This window comes from Arthrobacter sp. MDT2-34-1 (assembly GCF_059091365.1).
Genome location: NZ_JBNHGO010000109.1, coordinates 1 through 569, shown reverse-complemented (window position 1 = coordinate 569; position 569 = coordinate 1). Strand labels below are relative to the sequence as shown.

Annotated in this window: 1 protein-coding gene; it reads right to left on the bottom strand. The window is 67.5% G+C overall.

All coding sequences use genetic code 11. The annotated features are described in order from the left end of the window. The coding region (locus AC5RVV_RS17895; protein WP_494002697.1) for a M17 family metallopeptidase at positions 1 to 569 on the bottom strand (569 nt) is incomplete at both ends.

The window sequence follows — 569 nt, the reverse complement described above, 5'->3', positions numbered from 1 at the left end:
GTACTTTTCGCCCATGTTGGCGATGTCGGCAACGCGGGAGTCCAGGCTCGGGCGCAGCTCCTCCGGCAGCGGCATGGGCCAGAACAGTTCCCCGGCCCGGTCCGCTGCCGCCTTGATGGCGTCGCGCACGCCATCGTCGCCCATGACCGCGGAGACCCGGTTGCCCAGGGCCACCATCTGCGCTCCGGTCAGCGTGGCGACGTCGATCAGCGCATCAGGCTTCTCCTCGCTCGCTGCGGCGAGACCGTCGGCCATGACCAAGCGGCCTTCCGCATCGGTATTGAGGACTTCGACGGTCCGTCCGCCGTAGGTTGTCATGATGTCGGAGGGGCGCTGGGCCGTGCCGGACGGCATGTTCTCCGCCAGGCACAGCCAAGCCGTCACAGTCAGCGGCAGGCCCAGTTCGGCGATCGCCAGCGTGGCATTAAGCACGACGGCGGCGCCGGCCATGTCGCACTTCATGGTCATCATGCCGGTGGCCGGCTTGAGGGACAGTCCGCCGGAATCGAACGTAATGCCCTTTCCGACGAACGCGAGCTTGACCTTGGCCCGGGCGGGGGAGTACTCGA